Here is a 14,102-nt window from a genome sequence, read left to right on the forward strand (position 1 = left end):
CTTGCACTGGGGAAGCCTCCCCCCGATAATAGGACGTTCCCTTCAGGTCGTCCTATGCTCATCAAACGCAAATCCATCGAACTGGCCGAATCTTCGCGCCGTCCCGCGTCCGCGCCCGCCAAGGCTGCCGCCGCATCGAAAGCCAAACCTGCTGCGCGCAAGCCGAAATTCGCTCCCGTCACCCTGTCCGAACAGGACGGCGTGCGCTACCTGCACTTCGGCACCGAATGGGTCCAGGGCGCGATGCGCATCCGCAAGCCGGACTGGCCGGAACTCGAGTACGCCCAGCAGATGATGGCCTGGATGCTGTTCATCGACCAGCCGCGCGCCATCGCCCAGCTGGGCCTGGGCGCCGCCACGTTGACCAAGTTCTGCTACCGCCAGTTCCCGCAAGCCCTGGTCACCGCGGTCGAACTGAATCCGTCGGTGATCGCGATCTGCTCGTCGATGTTCAAGCTGCCTTCCGACGACGAGCACCTGCAGGTACTGGAAATGGATGCGATGGACTTCGTGCTGGACGACGCCAACCACGACGCCTTCGACGTCCTGCAGTGCGATCTCTACGACGCCACCGCGCGCGGCCCGGTGCTCGACACGCCCGAGTTCTACCAGGCCTGCAATGCCTGCCTGGCCGAGGGTGGCATCATGACCGTCAACCTGTTCGGCGATCATCCGAGCTTCAAGAAGAACATCAAGGCCATGCGCTTCGCCTTCGACACCGTGATCTGCCTGCCCGAAGTCCATGAAGGCAACGTGGTCGCGCTGTGCTTCAAGAACAAGCCCGACCTCGACCCCGAGCGCCTGGCCGCCCGCGCCGCGGAGATCGTGGCCGCCACCAAGCTGCCGGCCAAGTCCTGGGTCAAGGGACTGCAGGAAGGTAAATGAACGCCCCGACCGCCGCATCGAAGTCCGGCAAGCCCAGGGCGCTCGACCTGCACACCATCTTTTCGTGGATGCTGGCCGACGGCATCGTCGAAAAGTCGACGGTCAAGCCGCACTTTGCCCAGGCCCAGGGGATCCTCAAGAATGCGGTGGGCTCGATGCATCCGCTGACGGCGATCGCCCAGTGCAAGATCGTCTCCGCCAGGCCGCCGCACCGGCTGCTGACCCTGGACCTGCTGAGCGAATGGTGTGCGGGCAAGGTCGGCCTGCCTTTCCTGCGCATCGATCCGCTGAAGATCGATTTCACGAAGGTGGCGGACGTGATGTCGGCCAGCTATGCGGCGCGCTTCAACATCCTGCCGGTCGAACTCAAGGGCGACGCCCTGGTGGTGGCGACCGCCGATCCCTTCCGCACCGAGTGGCAGGACGAAATCGGCCGCATCTCGCGCCGGCGCATCGAACTGGTGGTGGCGAATCCGCTCGACATCGCCCAGTACATCTCGCAGTTCTTCAGCCTGGCCAAGTCGATCCGCGACGCCAACAAGTCGAGCGGCCAGGACCTCGCGCTGCGCAACAACTTCGAACAGCTGGTCGAACTGGGCAAGACCAACAAGCAGGTCGACGCCAACGACCAGCACATCGTCAACATCGTCGACTGGCTGTGGAGTTACGCCTTCGACCAGCGCGCCTCCGACATCCACCTGGAACCGAAGCGCGAATCCGGCGTGATCCGCTTCCGCATCGACGGCGTGCTGCACCAGGTGTACCAGGTGCCGGCCGTGGTGATGATCGCGATGACCGCCCGCATCAAGCTGCTGGGCCGGATGGACGTCATCGAAAAGCGCCGCCCGCAGGACGGCCGCATCAAGACCAGGACCAGCGGCGGGCAGGAAGTCGAGCTGCGTTTGTCCACCATGCCGACCGCCTTCGGCGAAAAGCTCGTGATGCGTATCTTCGACCCGGAAGTGGTCGTGAAAACCCTGCCGGAACTGGGCTTCCCGCCCGACGACGCCCAGCGCTGGGACGCGCTCACCAGGCGCCCGCACGGCATCATCCTGGTGACGGGACCGACCGGCTCGGGCAAGACCACGACCCTGTACACGACCTTGAAAGCGCTGGCCACCAGCGAAGTGAACGTCTGCACGGTCGAGGACCCGATCGAGATGGTGGAAGCGGCCTTCAACCAGATGCAGGTCCAGCCCGGCATCGACCTGTCATTCGCCGACGGCGTGCGCGCGCTGATGCGCCAGGACCCGGACATCATCATGATCGGCGAGATCCGCGACCTGGAGACGGCCGAGATGGCGATCCAGGCCGCCCTGACCGGCCATCTGGTGCTGTCGACCCTGCACACCAACGACGCGCCCTCGAGCGTGATGCGGCTGCTGGAACTGGGCGTGCCCTATTACCTGCTGGGCTCGACGCTGAGCGGCATCATGGCCCAGCGCCTGGTGCGCACCCTGTGCGCGCACTGCAAGCGCCCGGACGGTGAACTGAGCGACGAGGTCTGGAACAGCGTCGGCGGCGCCTGGGAGATCCCGAAGCCGGCCACGGTCTACCGCCCGGTCGGCTGCCCCGAATGCCGCCAGACCGGCTTCCGCGGCCGCACCGGCATCTACGAACTGGCGACGGTGACGGAACACTTCACCCACCTGATCCAGGAAGTGACGGACCTGGCGGCGCTGCGCCAGCAGAGCGTCGCGGACGGCATGAAGCCGCTGCGCATAGCGGGTGCCTACAAGGTGGTGGAAGGGGTGACGACGGCGGAAGAGGTATTGAAGGTCACTTCCGCGCTGTCCTAGCATTGGTTCAAAAGCCGAGTTTCAGCTTGGCGTTGACGCCGTTGGCATTGGTGTCGCTGCCCCACTTCTCGGCGCTATTGCCGAATTTCTGGCCTTCCACGGTCACCGAAGCCTTGTCGTTCAGCCTGTACTGCGCACCGATGCCGGTATAGACGCCGCCGACCACATTGTTCTGTCGGCCGAGGGCGTCTGCGCCGCGCCGCTCGCTATGGGACGCGCCCAGCTTGCCGTAGGCCGATAGATTGTCGGTGATCGGCGCCGTCACCTTGGCCGCGACGTAGCTGTTGAAGCCCTTGGTGCCCAGCGCGCCGGTCGTATCCAGCGGATCGCGTGGATCGATCGCGTGGAAGCCGCGGTCCTTGCGTTCGCGGTAGCCCATCTCGAGCCCGAGATAGCGGTTCAGGTTGATGCCGGCGACCAGGCGCGGGTCGCTGCGGTAGCCGTCGAACAGCCCGGTAAAGGGATGCTCTCCCTCGTTGACCATATAGTCAGGCTCGAAGGGCGCAGGGATCCTGGCGAATGCCCTGGCTTCCGGCGAAGGCCGGGCCTGCAGCCGGGCCTGGGATGCCGGATCCGCCAGTTGCGCCTCGGCGCCGCCGCCGGCCAGGGCCGCTGCGGCCAATGCGAAACGGAACGCTTTCATGCCTTCTCTCCCTTCTGCCTGTTTTGCCTGAACGGGAAAAAGGATAACAGTTCGCTATTGCTAAAGCTGTCACGAATTGTTAGCGTCATACATACGTCGTTGCGGCGGATAGTGTGCAGCCGCGCGCGGGAAGTGGTCAATTGCTGGACATCCGGATGGAGACAGACATGGCTAAGTATCTCGTGGAAGCGAACTATCTCAGCAAAGGCATCAATGGCCTGATCAAGGAAGGCGGCACGCGGCGGCGCCAGGCCGTCGAAGAATTGTTCGCCTCGATCGGCGGCAAGGTGGAAGCCTTCTATTACGTGTTCGGCGACAGGGATGTCATCATCATCGGCGACCTGCCCGACAACACGAGCGCCGCGGCCCTGGCCCTCAGGGTCAACGCCGCCGGCGTCACCAGCTGCAAGATCACGGTACTGCTGACGACCCAGGAAATCGACAAGGCCGTGACCAAGACCGGCATCTACCGTCCACCCGGCCAGGACCTGCCCTACGATGTCGCCAACTGGGAAGGCGAAGGCGGGCATCTGGCGGGCGCTGCGTAATACGGCAATCCGGCTGGCACGGCTGAAAACAAAAAAGCCAGCTCGAAAGCTGGCTGATCTGCTACTGCGTATTCGTGGTAGGCCGTGCTGGGCTCGAACCAGCGACCAACGGATTAAAAGTCCGCTGCTCTACCAACTGAGCTAACGACCCGAAGCCCGGCATTATAGCGGCTCGGCGGTATTTTGCTAAGTCCTTTTTGTGTGACCGCTCCCACCCACGCCTGGAACGACGACTGAATCACGATACAAAATCCAGCGAACCCCGCAGATTTTGGGTCATTTCTTATTGATCTGGGTTTTCCGGAATAGCGACCGTTTCGTGATGGCCCCCTCAAATCGCTTGAGGCCGGTGGACATCGTCCTACACTGAGTTTACCGCTCCTGGCCAGACCAGTATCGCGGTCAACCCGAAGTTTTGCGAAGGAGCGATCATGCGCCTCTCATTATTGGCAGTACCTGCCACCCTGCTGCTGGCATCGAATGTTGGTGCCCAGTCCAGCAATTACCCACCACCCGAAACCTCCGCATCGATCGCCACGGTGCAGGTGACGGCCCCATTCCGTCTCAGCGATGATGAAACCGAGGCGGTTACCGGCCTTTACGCGATGTCGAACGGCTGGCGCCTGAAGGTAGGCGAAGCGGCCACCGGCATCGTTGCGCAGATCGACCGCCAGCGCCCGATCCGACTGATCCCGATTTCGGCGGACAAGTTCGTTTCGCGCGACGGCAATGTGACGATGGATTTCAATCGCGGCAAAGACCGCGACGAGATGTTGATGACCTATGTGCCGGACCAGCGCCTGGCCGTCAGGTATGTGATCACGGCCACGCTGGCGCAACGCTGACGCCGGCACGGCAGCCGAAAAAAAACGCCAACCCGAAGGCTGGCGTTTTTCTTGAATCTTGGTAGGCCGTGCTGGGCTCGAACCAGCGACCAACGGATTAAAAGTCCGCTGCTCTACCAACTGAGCTAACGACCCGAAGAAGGCACGCATTATAGCGGGCCGTTTTGATTTACGCCAGAGTTTTTACCTTGGGGGAATCATGCGAGCTTATTCACGCGCCCTTCTTGCCGCCCTGGCCGTGCTGCTGGGCGGTGCGGGCTGCGCCACTTCTACCGACTATCCCCGGCGGCCGAGCGCCCAGGAAGCCGCCGAGGCCGAAGGCCTCTACGGCCTCAGCGACGGCTACCGTGCCCACCTCTTCAGCCTCGACGACACGCTCTACGTCCGCATCGGCGCCGGCCAGGAAAAGCAGCTGCTGCTGGTGGGACCGGATCGCTTCGCCTCACCCGACGGCGACGTCTCGATCCAGTTCCAGCAGCCGCTGAGCGACAACGGCAGCCACAGGCTCACGGTCGAATACTACCGCGCGCCCGGCGGGCATCCGCCTCGAATGTTCTCGACGGGCCCGCTGCCGGGACGCGGCTTCCTCGACTGAGCGCCTGAAGCGGAATCAGCGCTTCAGCTGCGCCAGGTCGCGCACCGCGCCACGGTCCGCCGAGGTGGTCAGGGCCGCATACGCCTGCAGCGCCTGCGACACCACGCGTTCACGGCCGACCGGCTGCCAGGCGTCGGCGCCGCGGTCTTCCATCTTCGCGCGGCGATGCGCCAGCTCTTCGGTCGACACGCGCAGGTCGATGGTGCGATTCGGGATGTCGATGTCGATCATGTCGCCCTCTTCCACCAGGCCGATCGCACCGCCTTCCGCCGCTTCCGGCGAGGCGTGGCCGATCACCAGGCCGGACGAACCGCCCGAGAAGCGGCCGTCGGTGAACAGCGCGCAGGATTTGCCGAGGCCCTTGGACTTGATGTACGAAGTCGGGTACAGCATCTCCTGCATGCCGGGGCCGCCCTTCGGGCCTTCGTAGGTGATGATGACGACGTCGCCGGCCACCACCTGGTCGCCGAGGATGGCTTCGACGGCCGCGTCCTGGCTGTGGAACACGCGCGCCCTGCCGGAGAATTTCAGGATGCTCTCGTCGACGCCCGCCGTCTTCACGATGCAGCCCTTCTCCGCGATGTTCCCGTACAGGACCGCCAGGCCGCCATCCTTCGAATACGCATGCGCGAGGTCGCGGATGCAGCCGTTGGCGCGGTCGATGTCGTTGTCCTCGAAGCGCTCGGCCTGGGAGAACGCGACCTGGGTCGGCACGCCGCCCGGGGCCGCGCGGAACAATTGATGCACGGCGGGGTCGGCGCTGCGGCGGATGTCGTACTTCTCGATCGCCTCGCCCTGGCTCGGGCTGTGCACCGTGGAGACCGAGGTATCGAGCAGGCCGGCGCGCGCCAGTTCGCCCAGGATGGAATAGATGCCGCCGGCGCGGTGCACGTCCTCGATGTGGTACTTGTCGGTCATCGGCGCCACCTTGCACAGGCAGGGCACCTTGCGCGAGATGCGGTCGATGTCGGCCATCGTGAATTCGACCTGCGCCTCGTGGGCCGCGGCCAGCAGGTGCAGCACGGTGTTGGTCGAGCCGCCCATCGCCACGTCCAGGGTCATCGCGTTCTCGAACGCCGCCTTGCTGGCGATCGAGCGCGGCAGGATCGAATAATCGTCCTGCTCGTAGTGGCGCTTGGCCAGTTCGACGATCAGGCGGCCCGCGCGCAGGAACAGTTCCTTGCGGTCGGCGTGGGTGGCGACGATGGTGCCGTTGCCCGGCAGCGCCAGGCCCAGGGCCTCGGCCAGGCAGTTCATCGAATTGGCCGTGAACATGCCGGAGCAGGAACCGCAGGTCGGGCAGGCCGAGCGCTCGGCTTCCAGCACGTCGGCATCCGACTGGGTCGGGTCGCCGGCCTTGATCATGGCGTCGATCAGGTCCAGCTTGATGATCTTCTGGCCGTTGTCGACGGTCTTGACGACCTTGCCGGCTTCCATCGGGCCGCCGGAGACGAACACCACCGGGATGTTCAGGCGCATCGCGGCCATCAGCATGCCCGGGGTGATCTTGTCGCAGTTCGAGATGCAGACCATGGCGTCGGCGCAGTGGGCATTGACCATGTACTCGACCGAGTCGGCGATCAGGTCGCGCGAAGGCAGCGAGTACAGCATGCCGCCGTGGCCCATGGCGATGCCGTCGTCGACGGCGATGGTGTTGAATTCCTTGGCCACGCCGCCGGCCGCCTCGATCTCGCGGGCGACCATCTGGCCGAGGTCCTTCAGGTGCACGTGGCCGGGCACGAACTGGGTGAAGGAGTTGACCACGGCAATGATCGGTTTCTCGAAGTCGCCATCCTTCATGCCGGTGGCGCGCCACAGGGCACGGGCGCCGGCCATGTTGCGGCCCTGGGTGGTGGTACGGGAACGGTAGGTCGGCATGCTGTCTCCTCGGAACGGCGATCGAATGAACGACCAGAGTGCCGCAGGTCCTGTGATTTGTCCAATACACGATTTATTGCTGTGTGATTCTTTTTCCGTATCACAGTCGAGTCAGGATTCATTTCCCACACGAAAGGTCTTGGCCTCACGCTGCCGAGCCGCTATAATGCGGGCCGTCGGGTCGTTAGCTCAGTTGGTAGAGCAGCGGACTTTTAATCCGTTGGTCGCTGGTTCGAGCCCAGCACGGCCTACCACGAACAAGCAGTAGCAGATCAGCCAGCTTTCGAGCTGGCTTTTTTGTTTTCAGCCGTTCCAAGGCCCGCGCCCATGCCCCAGACCATCCACACCCCCGTCCACCACGAGCTCATCATCAAGAAGAGCCGCTTCATCGCCTGCGTCCAGCCGATGCCGGACCGCGCCGGCGCACAGAAAGTGGTGGCCGGCCTGCGCGCGGAACACCCGGGCGCCGCCCACGTGTGCTGGGCGCTGCTGGCCGGCGGGCAGTCGGCCGCGGTCGACGACGGCGAGCCGAGCGGCACCGCCGGACGCCCGATGCTGGACGTGCTGCGCCACCAGGACCTCGAAGGCGTGCTGGCCACCGTGGTGCGCTACTTCGGCGGCGTCAAGCTGGGCGCCGGCGGACTGGTGCGCGCCTATACCGACAGCGTGGCCCAGGCCCTGCTGAAGGCGGACAAGATCGCCATCATCCGCCAGCGCCTGCTGCGCTGCGCCGTTCCGTACCCGCTCGAGGGACTGGTGCGGCGCGAGCTGGAGCTGGCCGGGGCGACCCTCGAGCAGGTCGAGCATGCGGACCAGGTCGGATTCGCGTTCCGGATGCCGGTGGACAAGGCCGAGCCGCTGATCGCCCGCTTGAACGAAGCGGGCAGCGGCCGCGTCGCCTGGATCGACGACGCGCCGGCAAACACTGGCTGATATCGCTATCATGCCCGGCTATACCGGTCATCACCACTCGAAAGCGGACTCCCCCACCGTGTAGCGCGATAATGGCCGGTTCCTCACCGTCCCGCCTGCCGCCTGCTTTGCGTGGCAGGCTGTCATTACAAAGCGATAAACACGTGATCAAGAAGAGCCTGGCCCCACTGGCCCTCGGCGGTTTCGGCATCGGCATGACGGAATTCGTCATGATGGGCATCCTGCCCGACGTCGCCACCGGCCTGAATATTTCCATTCCCCAAGCGGGCTACCTGATTTCGGCCTATGCCGTCGGCGTCGTGGTCGGTGCGCCGACCCTGGTCAGCATGCTCGGCCATCGTCCGCCGCGCGGCGTGCTGGTCTGGTTCATGCTGATGTTCGCGGCCTTCAATGCGCTGTCGGCCTTCGCGCCCAACTTCCACACGATGATGCTGTTCCGCTTCCTGGCGGGCTTGCCGCACGGCGCCTTCTTCGGCGTCGGCGCCGTGGTCGCCACGCGCCTCGCGGACAAGGGCAAGGAAGCGGCGGCGCTGGCCAGCATGTTTTCCGGCCTGACGATCGCCAACGTGGTCGGCGTGCCGGCCGGCACCTGGCTGGGCCACCACATGAGCTGGCGCATCGTGTTCCTGATCGTCGCCCTGATCGGCCTGGCCACCGCCTTCATGACGCACAAAATCATCCCCTATTTCGAGGGCAGCCGGCGCGCCGGCCTGGCCCAGGACCTGCGCATCTTCCGCAACCCGAAGCTGTGGCTGGCCTTGGGCATCACCTCGATCGGCACCGGCGGCCTGTTCGCCTGGCTCAGCTACATCGCGCCGCTGCTCACCGAGGTGACCCGCTTCCACGCCGACATGATTCCCATGATCATGATCGTGGTCGGGGTCGGCATGACGGCGGGCGTCCACTTCGGCGGCAAGCTGGCCGACCGCGTGCATCCCCTGCGCGCAATCCAGATCCTGCTGGCATCGATGATCGTGCTGCTGCTGCTGAACGCGGTGCTGGCGTCGTCACAGGCGGCGATGGTGGTGCTGGCCTTCCTGGTCGGTGCGAATGCGCTGGCGCTGGGTCCGTCGATCCAGATGCTGCTGATCGAGCACTCGCGCGAAGCCGAGATGCTGGGCTCCTCGCTGGGCCAGTCGGGCTTCAATATCGGCAATGCCCTGGGCGCCTTCCTTGGCGGCATTCCGCTGACCCTGGGCTTCTCTTATGCCTCGCCGCAGTGGGTGGCGGCAGGCCTGGCTGCCTCCGGCCTGGTGCTGGCGTGCGCGATGCACGCCCACGGGCGCCGCGCGGTGCGCGCCCTGGCCTGATCCTCTTTCAGGCTTGACGGCGGCCGCGGCGCACCAGGGCGGCGGCCGCCAGACCGGCCAGCAGCAGCGCCACGCTGCCCGGTTCCGGCACGTCGGCATTCTTGCCGCCCATGGTAAAGCCGGCCACGTCGACCGGCGTGAAGTAATGGTTGGCGTTGATCTGCACCGTCGAGGCCCAGGTGTCGACGATCACATTGCCGTTGACCTGGCCCCAGTTCTCGCTCACCGTCGCATAGGGCGCCAGCACGCTGCCGATCACGCCCTTCACGTTCAGGCTGCTGGCTTCGTAGAAGTTGAACAGCACGTTGTAGTTGTCCAGCGGCGTGAAGCTGATGCCGCCGTTGTTGAAGGTCCCGGCCGAGCCGCCGACGTTGAAGATCAGCGTCTGGCCCGGCGTCAGGTTCTCCAGGGTCCAGCTGCTCGAATTCGCGAACATCGAGGCCGGCACATTGAACACATCCACGCCACCCGCGCCGCTGCCCCTCACCATCACCCCGCTCCACAGGGCGCTCACGCTGCCGGTCGGATCGAGCTGGGCCAGCGAGCTCGCGAGCGTCTTGTAGTAGGCCTCGGCCGCGGCGAAATCGATCGGGCTGGTGGCGGTCGTGCCCACGGCCGGCGCCGAAGCGAGCGAGGTCGTCCCGCCCGCATACACCACGCCATTGTTGATCGAGCCATTGCTCAGCTTGAGGTTGCCGCCCGCGGCCACCGCGATGTCCCTGGCGCCGAAGGCATCCTTGTTCTTTGCGTTGACCGCGTAATTCTGCAGGCTGACGTTGCCGCCGGCGACGATGGCGCCCTCGACGTCGCTCGAATAGGCCGAGAAATCGTGGATCGCGTAGACGTTGGCGCCGCCGATCGGCGCCGTCAGGTTGATCACGCCGGCGTGGGCATGGCTGGCGCAGACGGCGGAACAGAGGATGGCGAGGCGGCGCAGGGCAGACATGAAATTTCCAATTAGAAATTGATGATTCTCAAGAGTATCATCAATTCCATCAATTTACACGAAAACTTCACATAACTCCGCCGTCGAGACGATCCGCGCGAACTCGCCGTTCAGGCTGGCCAGCGCCGTGGCATGCATCTCCCCGGCCGTGAAGTGGCGGCCGTCCGGTCCGGTGCGCTCGTGGGTGGCGCAGGCATCCTCGACCACGATGGTGTCGAAGCCGAGGTTGCCGGCCATGCGCGCCGTGGTCGACACGCAGTGGTCGGTGGTGAGGCCGCACAGCACCACGGTATCAATGCCGCCCTCGCGCAGCCGCCGTTCCAGGTCGGTGCCGATGAAACCGCTGTTGACCGACTTCGTGACGACCGGCTCGCCCATCAGCGGCTGCGCCTGGGGTTTGAAGGCGAAGCCGGGCGTGCCGGCGCGGAAGGTGCCGCTTGGGCTGGTCGAGGCGTGGCGCACGTGGATCAGCGGGCGGCGCGCGGCGCGCCAGGCGGCCAGCAGCGCGGCGATATTTTCCTCGGCAGCCGGATTGTTGCGCTGGCCCCAGCGCGGATCGAGGAAGCCTTGCTGGACGTCGATCACGATCAGGGCGGCGTTGGCGGGCAATTGCATGTGTCTCTCCTTGTGAAAACCGCATGCTCGCGCCGCCGCCTGGCATGCGCTACCGAAATCCCGGATAATCGACGATCCAGGCATGAAGGATTTCGATGGCTCTCAAGCTCAGCCAATTGCGGATGTTCGTCGCGGTCGCCGACCACGGCAGTTTCAGTGCGGCCGCCGCCGAGCTGGCGTGCACACAGTCGCGCATCAGCCACGCGATCGCCGAACTCGAAAAGGAACTGGCGCTGCGCCTGTTCGACCGCGCCCACGGCGGCTCGACGCCTACCGGCGCCGGCCTGCGGGTACTGGAGAAGGCCAGGCAGATGCTGCAGCTCGAACAGGGCCTGCGCGCCAGCGCCAGCGAGACGCCGCCCCTGTCCGGGCAGGTGCGGGTGGCCTGCTTCCGCAGCTTCGGCACCCACCTGCTGCCCTATGCCGCCGAGGCCCTGGCCGCCGTCCACCCGGGCATCGCCCTCGACATCGACGACAGCCATGCCGACCGCGAAGCCCTGCTCGCCACCCTGCGCGAGGGACGCGCCGACATCGCCATCGCCCAGCTGCCGCTGGCGCGCGGCCTCGCTTCCCTGCCCTATCTGCACGACGACTACGTGCTGGTGCTGCCCGCCGCTCACGCCGTTTCGGAACCCTTGTCCTGGGACCAGCTCGATGGCCTGTCCTTCATCCAGCTCGCCTGCGCGGGCGCGGACGAGGTGCTGGAACGCTGCCGCGCCACCGGCCTGGACGCCCGCGCCGGACACCGGCTGGCGAACGACACCAGCATCGCCGCCATGGTCGCGCGCGGGATGGGCTATTCGATCATGCCGAAGCTGGCGGTGTTTCCGGCACCGGAAGGCGTGCGCCTGCTGGCGCTGCCGATCCCGGCCCGGCGCAGCTTCGCATTGGCGGGAAAGGCCGCGGCGATGCGGCGTCCGGACGTGGCGGCGGTAGTGAAGATCCTGCGCGGCAGGAAGATGGTGGCGAAAACGACAGCCTGGCAGGCGGGCGTACTGGCCTGGGACTGATCAGACCAGCACGGCCTGCCCCATCGAAGCGCTGAGCTCGGCGGCTTCCTCGATGATGGTGCGCAGGGTGGCCTCGTCGACCAGGTAGTCGAGCGCGCTTTCGCTGTGGTCGGGCAGCGGCGGGGCCTCGGTGCCCAGCGGCGACGGCACCCTGGCGTACAGGTTACCCAGCAACAGGGTGTCGAGCAGCGAGCTCGGCGGCATGTTCAGCCAGCAGCCGCGCAACTCGAAGATGGCGTCGGCCACCGGTTCCGGCAGCGCCAGGCGGCGCGCCACTTCGCGCGTGACCACGTCTTCGCACAGCTCTCCCCAGCGCTCCTCGTCGTCGTCGAGCAGGCCGGGGAATTCATCGGCGCGCGACAGCAGGTAGAAGGCGCCGATCTCGTGGACGATGCCGGCAAACATGGCGGTATCGGGATTGACGAAGGTGACGCGGCGTGCGAACACCTGGGCCAGCGCGGCCACCTGTACCGTGTGCTCCCACAATTGTTCGGCCTTGGCGCGCAGGGCGGGATCCTGGATGCGGCTGCCGAACTGGCGCACCGCCAGGCTGGCCACCAGCATCTGCAGGTTGCGGTAGCCGACCCGGGTGACGGCCGCGCGCACATTGGTGACCGGCGGCTTGCCGGCGTTGAAGGTCGAGGAATTCGCCAGCGCCACCGTGCGCGCCGCCAGCTGAGGCTCGCCCAGCACCAGGCGGATCGCTTCCTCGAGGTGGCAATCGGGATCGTTCAGCGCCTGCTGCAGGCGCAGCACGGCGTTGACGCTGGTGGGGAAGGATATGTCACCGCGCGCCGCCTGGGCCGCAATGTATCCGAAGGCTTCGATTCTGTTCACGGCGGCGATTATACCTTGCAGACTTTAGCCTACAGGCAATTTCCGTGACGTCGATCGCAACCTGTGGTATCAGAACAAAATAGACGGCCGGCTACAAAAAGCCGGCCGCCGGAAAGCTGAAAGCCTGGGTGAGCGCTTACTTGACCTTGATCGCGCTCTTCACGCTGGCCACGCCGTCCACACCCTTGGCGACCTTGACCGCCTTGTCGGCTTCGGCCTTCGAATTCACGAAGCCGCTCAGCATCACGACGCCCTTCTCGGTCTCGACGTGGATGCCCAGCGATTCCAGGTCGGGCTCCTTGATCAGGCCGGCCTTCACCTTGGTGGTGATGGCGGTGTCGGAGGCGGCGACGCGGGTGGTGGAGGCGGCGTCGCGGGTCTTGTCGCCGGCCTTGTCCATTGCGTTGTCGGTCTTCTGCGCGCTGACGGCGGCGCCGTCGCGGGTCTTGTCGCCGGCACGGTCGACGGCGTTCTCGGTCTTCTGGGCAACGGTCGAAGCGACCTCCCTGGTCTTCTCGACGGCGGAGTGGGCGACTTCCCTGGTCTTCTCGGCAACCGTCGAGGCGACTTCCTTGGTCTTCACGGCGGCCGCCGAGGTGGCGGCGGCAGCCTTGTCGCCGGCGCGGTCGGCGGCGTTCTCGCTGCGGTTGGCGATCTCGCTCGCGTTCTCCTTCACGGCCGAGGGCTTGGTCTGCACCAGGCAGCCGGTCTTGCCGTCGCCGCCCACCTGGGCGCATTTGTCGGTGGCGGCCGCGGACCGGGCCTGCTCGCGGCTGTCGCCGCCGGATGCGGTGSYGCCGGCCGCGCTGGCGCCGGTGGCGGTGCTGCCGGCCTTGGCGTCCGCCACCGCGGCGGTGTGCACCGACTTGGCGTTGTTCATGCAGTCGTCCTTGTCGGCGCCGCTCTTCGCGCCGCACCTGGCCTTGGCCAGGTCATATTCGGCGTCGGCCAGGTTGGTGCGCGCCTTTTCGCGGCCCCGGGGCGTATTGTTGTACTGGGACAGGGCGTTGGCTTCGGTGCGGGTACGGGTCAGCCTCGCTTCGGCCATGCACACGTCCTTGTCGTTGCCGCTCATGCTGTCGCACTTCGCGGTCGCCGCCTTGTACTCGGCCATGGCTTTCTGGGTCACGGCACGGTAGCTGGCGGGATCGTGGTTCAGTGCGAAGGTCGGTGCGGCAAACGTGGCGCCGGCGGCCGTCGCGAGCAGGGTCGCAATCAGCGTTTTCATGTCGGGGATCCCTTGTATCGATGATTATTG

General features: G+C 65.8%; 14 protein-coding genes and 3 tRNA genes. 9 read left to right on the plus strand and 8 right to left on the minus strand.

The window, feature by feature from the left end:
• Window positions 1-54: 54 nt before the first annotated feature.
• Window positions 55-885, plus strand: a complete 831-nt coding sequence (locus AC1DOQ_RS19065; protein WP_477367724.1) for a spermine/spermidine synthase domain-containing protein — start codon at window positions 55-57, stop codon at window positions 883-885.
• Window positions 882-2,684: a type IV pilus assembly ATPase TfpB gene (gene tfpB, locus AC1DOQ_RS19070; protein ID WP_477367727.1), complete on the plus strand. Its 1,803-nt coding sequence runs from the start codon at window positions 882-884 to the stop codon at window positions 2,682-2,684. Before AC1DOQ_RS19065 ends, tfpB begins: the two co-directional genes overlap by 4 nt.
• A 7-nt stretch (window positions 2,685-2,691) precedes the next feature.
• Here the strand turns inward: tfpB and AC1DOQ_RS19075 are convergent, their stop codons facing one another.
• The gene (locus tag AC1DOQ_RS19075) at window positions 2,692-3,327 is read right to left on the minus strand and encodes an outer membrane beta-barrel protein (protein ID WP_477367730.1); all 636 of its coding nucleotides are present in this window, start codon (window positions 3,325-3,327) and stop codon (window positions 2,692-2,694) included.
• 167 nt (window positions 3,328-3,494) lie between these two features.
• Between AC1DOQ_RS19075 and AC1DOQ_RS19080 the strand changes: the two genes are divergently transcribed.
• Window positions 3,495-3,875 (plus strand): GYD domain-containing protein, encoded by a 381-nt coding sequence (locus AC1DOQ_RS19080; protein WP_477367733.1) that lies wholly within the window; start codon window positions 3,495-3,497, stop codon window positions 3,873-3,875.
• A gap of 75 nt (window positions 3,876-3,950) precedes the next feature.
• Here the strand turns inward: AC1DOQ_RS19080 and AC1DOQ_RS19085 are convergent.
• A tRNA-Lys gene (locus tag AC1DOQ_RS19085) sits at window positions 3,951-4,026 on the minus strand.
• Between the two features lie 280 nt (window positions 4,027-4,306).
• Between AC1DOQ_RS19085 and AC1DOQ_RS19090 the strand changes: the two genes are divergently transcribed.
• Window positions 4,307-4,720, plus strand: a complete 414-nt coding sequence (locus AC1DOQ_RS19090) for a hypothetical protein (protein ID WP_477367736.1) — start codon at window positions 4,307-4,309, stop codon at window positions 4,718-4,720.
• 59 nt (window positions 4,721-4,779) lie between these two features.
• Here AC1DOQ_RS19090 and AC1DOQ_RS19095 read toward each other — a convergent pair.
• Window positions 4,780-4,855, minus strand: a tRNA-Lys gene (locus tag AC1DOQ_RS19095).
• A gap of 64 nt (window positions 4,856-4,919) precedes the next feature.
• Between AC1DOQ_RS19095 and AC1DOQ_RS19100 the strand changes: the two genes are divergently transcribed.
• The gene (locus AC1DOQ_RS19100) at window positions 4,920-5,315 is read left to right on the plus strand and encodes a hypothetical protein (RefSeq protein ID WP_477367739.1); all 396 of its coding nucleotides are present in this window, start codon (window positions 4,920-4,922) and stop codon (window positions 5,313-5,315) included.
• Window positions 5,316-5,330: 15 nt separating this feature from the next.
• On the opposite strand, the gene ilvD is transcribed toward AC1DOQ_RS19100, so the two are convergent.
• On the minus strand, window positions 5,331-7,193 hold the full coding sequence (gene ilvD, locus AC1DOQ_RS19105; RefSeq protein ID WP_477367742.1) for a dihydroxy-acid dehydratase: 1,863 nt from the start codon (window positions 7,191-7,193) through the stop codon (window positions 5,331-5,333).
• A 178-nt stretch (window positions 7,194-7,371) separates the two neighbouring features.
• Here ilvD and AC1DOQ_RS19110 point away from each other — a divergent pair.
• The 3 genes from AC1DOQ_RS19110 (at window position 7,372) to AC1DOQ_RS19120 (ending at window position 9,436) form a co-directional block, all read left to right on the plus strand.
• Window positions 7,372-7,447, plus strand: a tRNA-Lys gene (locus tag AC1DOQ_RS19110).
• Window positions 7,448-7,520: 73 nt separating this feature from the next.
• A complete protein-coding gene (locus AC1DOQ_RS19115) occupies window positions 7,521-8,126 on the plus strand; it encodes an IMPACT family protein (RefSeq protein WP_477367745.1) in 606 nt (201 codons plus the stop codon).
• Window positions 8,127-8,269: 143 nt separating this feature from the next.
• Window positions 8,270-9,436, plus strand: a complete 1,167-nt coding sequence (locus AC1DOQ_RS19120) for an MFS transporter (protein ID WP_477367748.1) — start codon at window positions 8,270-8,272, stop codon at window positions 9,434-9,436.
• Between the two features lie 7 nt (window positions 9,437-9,443).
• On the opposite strand, the gene AC1DOQ_RS19125 is transcribed toward AC1DOQ_RS19120, so the two are convergent.
• Both AC1DOQ_RS19125 and AC1DOQ_RS19130 read right to left on the minus strand, forming a co-directional pair.
• Window positions 9,444-10,382 carry a choice-of-anchor A family protein gene (locus tag AC1DOQ_RS19125; RefSeq protein ID WP_477367751.1) on the minus strand — a complete coding sequence of 313 codons (939 nt, stop codon included), beginning with the start codon at window positions 10,380-10,382 and terminating at the stop codon, window positions 9,444-9,446.
• A 54-nt stretch (window positions 10,383-10,436) separates the two neighbouring features.
• Entirely contained in the window at window positions 10,437-10,997 is a 561-nt protein-coding gene (locus AC1DOQ_RS19130; protein WP_477367754.1) for a cysteine hydrolase family protein, read from the minus strand.
• Window positions 10,998-11,092: 95 nt separating this feature from the next.
• Between AC1DOQ_RS19130 and AC1DOQ_RS19135 the strand changes: the two genes are divergently transcribed.
• Window positions 11,093-12,007: a LysR family transcriptional regulator gene (locus AC1DOQ_RS19135; protein WP_477367757.1), complete on the plus strand. Its 915-nt coding sequence runs from the start codon at window positions 11,093-11,095 to the stop codon at window positions 12,005-12,007.
• On the opposite strand, the gene AC1DOQ_RS19140 is transcribed toward AC1DOQ_RS19135, so the two are convergent.
• Together AC1DOQ_RS19140 and AC1DOQ_RS19145 are read right to left on the minus strand one after the other, a co-directional pair.
• Complete coding sequence (locus AC1DOQ_RS19140) at window positions 12,008-12,844, minus strand: HDOD domain-containing protein (protein WP_477367760.1); 837 nt, start codon at window positions 12,842-12,844, stop codon at window positions 12,008-12,010.
• A gap of 136 nt (window positions 12,845-12,980) precedes the next feature.
• Complete coding sequence (locus AC1DOQ_RS19145) at window positions 12,981-14,072, minus strand: BON domain-containing protein (protein ID WP_477367763.1); 1,092 nt, start codon at window positions 14,070-14,072, stop codon at window positions 12,981-12,983.
• Between the last annotated feature and the right edge of the window lie 30 nt (window positions 14,073-14,102).

This window comes from Massilia sp. 01N417, assembly GCF_056399645.1.

Bases quoted from the DNA above. Each gene is read 5' to 3' on its own strand.
- AC1DOQ_RS19065 (WP_477367724.1), top strand. From the start codon at position 55: ATGCTCATCAAACGCAAATCCATCGAACTGGCCGAATCTTCGCGCCGT.
- tfpB (WP_477367727.1), top strand. From the start codon at position 882: ATGAACGCCCCGACCGCCGCATCGAAGTCCGGCAAGCCCAGGGCGCTC.
- AC1DOQ_RS19075 (WP_477367730.1), bottom strand. From the start codon at position 3,327: ATGAAAGCGTTCCGTTTCGCATTGGCCGCAGCGGCCCTGGCCGGCGGC.
- AC1DOQ_RS19080 (WP_477367733.1), top strand. From the start codon at position 3,495: ATGGCTAAGTATCTCGTGGAAGCGAACTATCTCAGCAAAGGCATCAAT.
- AC1DOQ_RS19090 (WP_477367736.1), top strand. From the start codon at position 4,307: ATGCGCCTCTCATTATTGGCAGTACCTGCCACCCTGCTGCTGGCATCG.
- AC1DOQ_RS19100 (WP_477367739.1), top strand. From the start codon at position 4,920: ATGCGAGCTTATTCACGCGCCCTTCTTGCCGCCCTGGCCGTGCTGCTG.
- ilvD (WP_477367742.1), bottom strand. From the start codon at position 7,193: ATGCCGACCTACCGTTCCCGTACCACCACCCAGGGCCGCAACATGGCC.
- AC1DOQ_RS19115 (WP_477367745.1), top strand. From the start codon at position 7,521: ATGCCCCAGACCATCCACACCCCCGTCCACCACGAGCTCATCATCAAG.
- AC1DOQ_RS19125 (WP_477367751.1), bottom strand. From the start codon at position 10,382: ATGTCTGCCCTGCGCCGCCTCGCCATCCTCTGTTCCGCCGTCTGCGCC.
- AC1DOQ_RS19130 (WP_477367754.1), bottom strand. From the start codon at position 10,997: ATGCAATTGCCCGCCAACGCCGCCCTGATCGTGATCGACGTCCAGCAA.
- AC1DOQ_RS19135 (WP_477367757.1), top strand. From the start codon at position 11,093: ATGGCTCTCAAGCTCAGCCAATTGCGGATGTTCGTCGCGGTCGCCGAC.